This window comes from Mesorhizobium sp. P5_C1, from assembly GCF_054049815.1.
This window is the reverse complement of the sequence record NZ_JBFULQ010000344.1, coordinates 1-6,018: the sequence shown is the minus strand read 5'-3', so window position 1 is coordinate 6,018 and position 6,018 is coordinate 1. Positions and strand designations below refer to the sequence as shown.

4 protein-coding genes and 2 pseudogenes are annotated in these 6,018 nt (G+C 64.7%); all 6 read right to left on the bottom strand.

Translation table 11 applies throughout. From position 1 onward, the window contains the following. A pseudogene (locus tag ACXJ7R_RS22555) lies at positions 1–278 on the bottom strand (hypothetical protein); the annotation flags it as partial. A 526-nt stretch (positions 279–804) separates the two neighbouring features. Beyond that, positions 805–1,791, bottom strand: coding sequence for an ABC transporter permease (locus ACXJ7R_RS22550; RefSeq protein WP_457153784.1), 987 nt, complete (start codon positions 1,789–1,791; stop codon positions 805–807). 91 nt (positions 1,792–1,882) lie between these two features. Further along, the gene (locus ACXJ7R_RS22545; protein WP_457153783.1) at positions 1,883–2,854 is read right to left on the bottom strand and encodes an ABC transporter permease; all 972 of its coding nucleotides are present in this window, start codon (positions 2,852–2,854) and stop codon (positions 1,883–1,885) included. Further along, positions 2,851–4,425 carry a sugar ABC transporter ATP-binding protein gene (locus tag ACXJ7R_RS22540; RefSeq protein WP_457153782.1) on the bottom strand — a complete coding sequence of 525 codons (1,575 nt, stop codon included), beginning with the start codon at positions 4,423–4,425 and terminating at the stop codon, positions 2,851–2,853. The genes ACXJ7R_RS22545 and ACXJ7R_RS22540 overlap by 4 nt, the downstream gene beginning before the upstream one ends. A 167-nt stretch (positions 4,426–4,592) precedes the next feature. Further along, positions 4,593–5,627, bottom strand: coding sequence for an ABC transporter substrate-binding protein (locus ACXJ7R_RS22535; RefSeq protein ID WP_095091300.1), 1,035 nt, complete (start codon positions 5,625–5,627; stop codon positions 4,593–4,595). Between the two features lie 163 nt (positions 5,628–5,790). After that, positions 5,791–6,018: pseudogene (locus tag ACXJ7R_RS22530) on the bottom strand (sugar phosphate isomerase/epimerase); the annotation flags it as partial.

The following is a 6,018-nucleotide window of genomic DNA, read 5'->3' as shown; positions in this document are numbered from 1 at the left end:
GACTCGTACATTTCGAGATTGCGCTTGGCCTCGGATTCGACATCCTTGAAGCGCTGCAAGAACCGTTCTTCAAGCTTGGAAAACCGGCGGTCATAGTCCTGCATCTGGTTGCCGAACAGCAGATCGCGTATCTTGTCGACACCTACAGCGTCGCCGGAGCCTCCGCCCTCGCGAGCCTGGGCCGCCATGAAGTTCAGCCCGTTACCCTCTGCATTACCCATCAGATTTACGTCCGCTTTAACTGCTGGAGAAGCGGCATTCGCAGATTCCTTGGCCATCTTTTTGCCCCAATTGCCACAGTGCAAAACTCGGAAACAGATAAATATGTCAGTAAATTAGCTAGGCTGCAAGCTGGAATCTTCCTAGCTTAAGCCGATCCGTGCGTCCTTTTTTAACCTCGTGGACTAGCAACAACTGCACGAGTTCCGATTGGCGTCACTCCTGTATTTCTTTGTAGTGGCGGCCAAGGGCGACCAGTCCAATCGCCCGTTGGACGAAACCTACTTGCCAGGGGAGTGAGACAAAGTCGGCTATAGCTGCTGGAACGCAAATAAGCTTCCAAGAGTCTTTCGATCCATCGCAGCTCGCTAACCTGTCGACGCACATATTGCCTCAGATCCGGCTGTATACTGCGACCATCGGCTTGCGATGCGGGCCCAAAGCTAAAAGGGAGGCCTTCTTTCGAGACGGAGAATGGCTGTTCGAGAATGCCGGGGACAGCGACCATTGTCGGCGCAAAGCTGCCTCTTGCCTCTGTGGCGGAAACGCGGCGTGACGCGGACATTCGGTTCCGCGGCCGCCCCCCTACCTTTCCTCCACAATCCGCAGATACGCCGCCGTCACGAACAGCACGATCAGGCCGAACAAGATCCGTCTGGCCCCTTCCGGCATTTGCAGGATGGTCAGCAGCGTGGTCAGCACTGTGAGGATCAGGGCGCCGATGATGGTGCCGGTGTAACCGCCGCGGCCGCCGAAGATCGAGGTGCCGCCGATCACGGCTGCCGCCACCGAAGGCAGCACCAGCGGTTCGGCGAGCGACAGGGAAGGGGCCTTGATCAGGCCGATGTAGAGCAGGCCGGTGATGCCGGCGAGCACGCTGGAGATGACATAGAGCGCGGTGATGACCTGCCAGTATCGCACGCCGGAGAGGCGGGTCGCGCGCTCATTGTCGCCGACGGCGTAGAGCAGGCGGCCGAAGCCGGTGCGGCTGAGCGTGAAGACGATGAGTGCGGCCAGCGGCACGAACAGCAGCAGCGCGTTGGGAATGCCGTAAGTCAGGCCGGTGCCGAGCCAGGCGAGGAAGTCGGGGATCTTGGCGCCCGACGCGATAACCGTGCGCTGGTAGACCTGCAGGCAGCCGGTGCCGATCAGGCTGGTGCCCAGCGTCATGATCAGCGGATGGACGCGGAAGACGCCGACGCCGATGCCGTTGACCAGTCCGATCAGCACCGCCGGCATCATCGCCAGTGCGAAGGCCACCGCCGGGTCCTGGTTGACGATTTGCGTGGCCATGATGAAGGCGCTCATCGTCGCCACCGTGCCGATCGACAGGTCGATGCCGCCGGTCAGCATGGTCATGGTCTGGCAGCCGGCGAGGATCGCCAAGGGAATGGCGAATTTGATGGTGTTGGCGATCCAGCGCTCGTTGACGATGCCGGGGCGCAGGATCTGCAGGATCACCACCAGGATGACGAGCAAGATGATCAGCGGGATCAGCGGCCGGTCGGCCATAAAGCGCTTTACGCGGCGGCCGAAGGGGACAGGTTGGGGAGAGATCGCGGTTGTGCTCATGACGCTCGTGCTCGCGATTGGTTTCGCCCGATGTTGGTTCGGTTGACGGCAGAGGATAGTGCTCCGCGGCGCCCCATTTCATGCCCACTCATCATTGCTGGCTCCGCATGGTGATGAAGGCCCCGAACATCACCACGGCGACCATGATGGCGCCTTCGATGATGGCGGTGACGTTGGGGTCGATGGCAAGCAGCGTCAAATCGGTGCGCACCAGCCGCAGCACGAAGACTGCGACGATGGGGCCGAGCAGGCCGCCTCTGCCGCCGCCGAGTGCGACGCCGCCCAGCACGACCGCCGCGACGCTGGCGAGCAGGTAGGGGCCAGGAATGGGCGCGCCGATGCCGGTGCTCATGGTCAGAGCCAGCCCGCCAAAAGCGGCGAACAGGCCCGACAGCGCATAGGCGATGATGCGGGTGCGCGCCACCGGCACGCCACTGCGGAACGCTGCCAGCTCGCTCGAGCCGATGGCGTAGATGGAGAGGCCGAGGCGGGAGCGCCTGAGCGGTATCCAGATGATGCACAGGCAGACGATGAGCAGCAGCAAAGCCTTGGGCAGCCAGGCATCGATGTCGTCGGGCAGGCCGGGGATCGGCACCGTGCCCGAGATCAGCGCCTTCAGCCATTCGGCCGCGGCACCGCCCGGTGCGTCGAGCACCAAAAGGGCAGCGCCTTGCAGGACGAACAGAGTGGCGAGTGTGACGACGATGTCGGGCACGCGGGTGACGACGATCAGCGTTCCGTTGATGGCGCCGAGCACGAACCCCATGGCGAGCACGAAGGGCACCACGAACAGCGCATATTCTTCGCTGGCGCCTGACATCATCGAGGCGGCGGTGACGCTGGTCAGCGCCATCATGGCGGCGACCGACAGGTCGATGCCGCCGGCGATGACGACGACGGTCTGCGCGGCGACCGCGAAGGCGTAAGGCAGCACGGCGCGCACGAGCGAGCCGAAATCGCCGCTGCCATAGGCCGGCTGGATCAGTTTTGTGATGATGAACAGGACGACGAAGAGGACGAACAGGCCGGCGACCCAGCCCTGGCGGCGCAGGAAATGGCTCATGGCGTCGGCCCCGGCGTGTTTGAATCCGAGGAACTCGCGTTCTCAGGCGAAGAAGCGTGGGGATCTGCCAAAATGCCGATGTCGGCCTTGGCGCCGCGCGGCAGGCCGTAGGCGGCGCGCATCAGCGCCGGCTCGTCGGCCTCCTCGACCGGGAAGATGTCGACGACGCGACCGCCGAAGATCACGATGACGCGGTCGCAGACACGCTGCACCTCCTCCAGTTCGGAGGTGTAAAACAGCACCGACTTGCCGTTGCCGGCGACCTCGCGCAGCAGTTTGTAGATCTCCTGCTTGGTGCCGACATCGATGCCGCGCGTCGGGTCGAAGCACAGCAGGGTCCGTGTGTCGGCGGCGATCCAGCGGGCGATGGTCACCTTCTGCTGGTTGCCACCGGACAGGCGCTGCACTTCCCCTTGCGCGCGGGTGTCGATCTGCAGCCGCTCGATGGCGCTGACCACCTTGGCGCGCTCCTGGCGCATGGCAATCGGCCCCCAGTTGCGCAAGGCGGCACTGAAGGGCAGCGCGATGTTCTCGCGCACCGAGCGCTGCATGGCCAGCGCCTCGGCGCGGTCGCCTGGCACATAGGCGAGGCCGGCGCGGATGGCGTCGATCGGGTGGGAGAATTTCGCCGGCTGGCCGTCGACCTCTATTGCGCCGCCCGATGGCCGGATCGAGCCAGCAAGAGCGGCGAACAGCTCGTCCTGGCCCTGGCCCTCAAGGGCGACGACGCCGGCGACCTCGCCATCGGCGAGATCGAAGGAGACATCGTTGAGCTTGGTTCCGACGCGCAGATTGCGCACCGCCAGCCGCGGGCGGGCAGGGGCGGGCGCAGCCTTTTGGGCAGCGCTGCGGGCGGCGACATGGGTCTTGACGATGCGTGTGCCGAGCATCAGCTCGACGATCTTTTCCTCGACGCCGGGCACGATGTCGACGACGCCGACGGTCTCGCCGTCGCGCAGTACGGTGGCGCGGTCGCACAGCGCCGAGATCTCGACGAAGCGATGCGAGATGAAGATCACCGCGCGGCCGCTGTCCCCCTGGCGGCGCACCACTTCCAGCACCTTTTCGGCAAGGTTGGCGGGCAGCGCCGCCGTCATCTCGTCGAGCAGCAGCACGTCGGGCTCGACGGCGAGCGCACGCGCCAGGTCGAGCACGCGCAGTACGGCCAGCGGAATGTCGCGGGCGGTGTCGCGGATATCGAGATCGGGAATGCCGAGTTCGCGCACCCAGGCGCGGAACGGCTCGACCGGCGTGCCGGTCAGCCTGAGATTGGACAGCACGTCGAGATCGGGGATCAGCGACGGTTCCTGGTAGACGGGTAAAAGGCCGGCGCGGCGGGCGGCGGCGGGCGAGCGTATGTCGCGGGCCTCGCCACGGATCAGGATACGCCCGGCATTGGCACGAATAGCGCCGGTCAGGATCTTCACCAGCGTCGACTTGCCGGCGCCGTTGGCGCCCATCAGCGCGTGCACCTCGCCCGGCAGCACCGAAAGCGATGCGTTGCGCAGCGCGGCAACGGCGCCGTAATTCTTGGCGACGCCGGTGGCGTCGAGGAGCGGGTTGCTGGTCAAATCGTGCGGTTCTCGGGTTGCGTGCTCGGATCACTGCGAATGTCAGCGCCGCCCCTCACTGTCCTGCCGGACGACGACGTTCCTCTCCCCGTCTCTATACGGGGAGAGGATGCCGGCAGGCAGGTGAGGGGCGGCGCCGACCGACGGCCGTTAGCGAAAGCCCAGACTTACTCGCCCGGGCCTTTGCAGGCGACGATCTGGTCCTTGGTGTAGGTGGTCCAGTCGGGGATCGAGATCGAGACCGGCCATTCGGGGCTCAGCGACGGGTCGGCGGCGGCCTTCAGCTTGGCCTTGCCTTCGTCGGTGGCGTTCTCCCACAGCTGCGGTTCGACAAGCACGGTCTGTTGTGCCGGCTTCTTGCCGTCGAGGATCTGCAGCGCCAGCGTCACGCCAGCGCCGCCGATCGAACCGGGGTTGGTGACTGCGGCGCCGACGAGACCCTTCACCGAGCTCAACTGGCCGACGAAGCCGGCATTGTCGGCACCGACGATCGGCACCAGCGGCGCCTGCGACTCGACCAGCGCGTCGACGATGACRTTGTCGATGCCGGAGGTCCAGATGCCGTTGATCGGCGTTCCCGTCGAGAGGAAAGAAAGGATCTGCTGCTTGGCCTGGTCCTGCTGCCAGCCGGTGAAGACTTCCTGTGCGACCTTCACGTCTGGGAATTCGGCCAGCGCCTTCTTGAAGCCCTTGTCGCGGTCGCTGTCGGCGGACGCGCCGGCGGCACCGCGCATGTAGAACACTTCGCCCTTGCCGCCCATCTGTCCGAACAGCCATTTGGCGCCGAGATAGGCGTACTGCTCCTGGTTGTTGGAGATGATGTAGGCAGACGGTTCGGTGACCGCCTGGTCGACGGCAACGACGACGATGCCGGCCTTGGTGGCTTCCTCGAGGCCCGCCTTGATGCCGGCCGGATCGGCCGGGTTGACGACAATGGCGTCGACCTTGGCGCTGATCAGGTTGCGGATGTCTTCGAGCTGGCCGGCCGCATCGGTGTTGCGGTGGGCGATGTTGAGCTTGGCCACCTCGCCGGAGGCCAGCGCCTGCGCCTTCATGGCGCACACCATCTCCTCGCGCCAGCCATTGCCCTGCACGGTGTTGGAGATGCCTATGGTGTATTTGCCAGCGGCGGACGAGGCGCCCACCGAGGCCAGGAAGGCCGCGCCGGCAAGTAGCGGGACCATGGTCAGATATTTCTTCATTTCAGACTTCCTCCACATTGTTTTTCAGTTCAGTTCCAAGCCGTTAAACCGCGTCGCGCAGAAAGAGATTCACGCGGCGCGCCTTAAGTTCTTGTGCTTGTTCCATGCATGTCATTGTCCCAAAATCGCTCCTCCGCGCTTTGGGCGACATGCATTTGCGCCGTCATTTCACGAACGGACGCAGCACGTCGCGGGCAAGCAGAAAGCCCCGCTTCACCTGATCGTCGCTGCCTTCAAATCGCCTGTCCTCGTGTTCGATGATGATGGGTCCGTCATAGCCGGCCCGGTAGAGGCCGGAGAAGAAGCCGCTCCAGTCGACATCGCCGAGCCCCGGCATGCGCGGCACCTGCCAGCCTATGCCAGCCGAGAGGATTCCGCGCTCGTAGAGTCC

What these genes read in the sequence shown, in the direction of transcription:
- ACXJ7R_RS22550 (WP_457153784.1), bottom strand. Translation starts at nt 1,791, where the DNA reads ATGAGCACAACCGCGATCTCTCCCCAACCTGTCCCCTTCGGCCGCCGC.
- ACXJ7R_RS22545 (WP_457153783.1), bottom strand. Translation starts at nt 2,854, where the DNA reads ATGAGCCATTTCCTGCGCCGCCAGGGCTGGGTCGCCGGCCTGTTCGTC.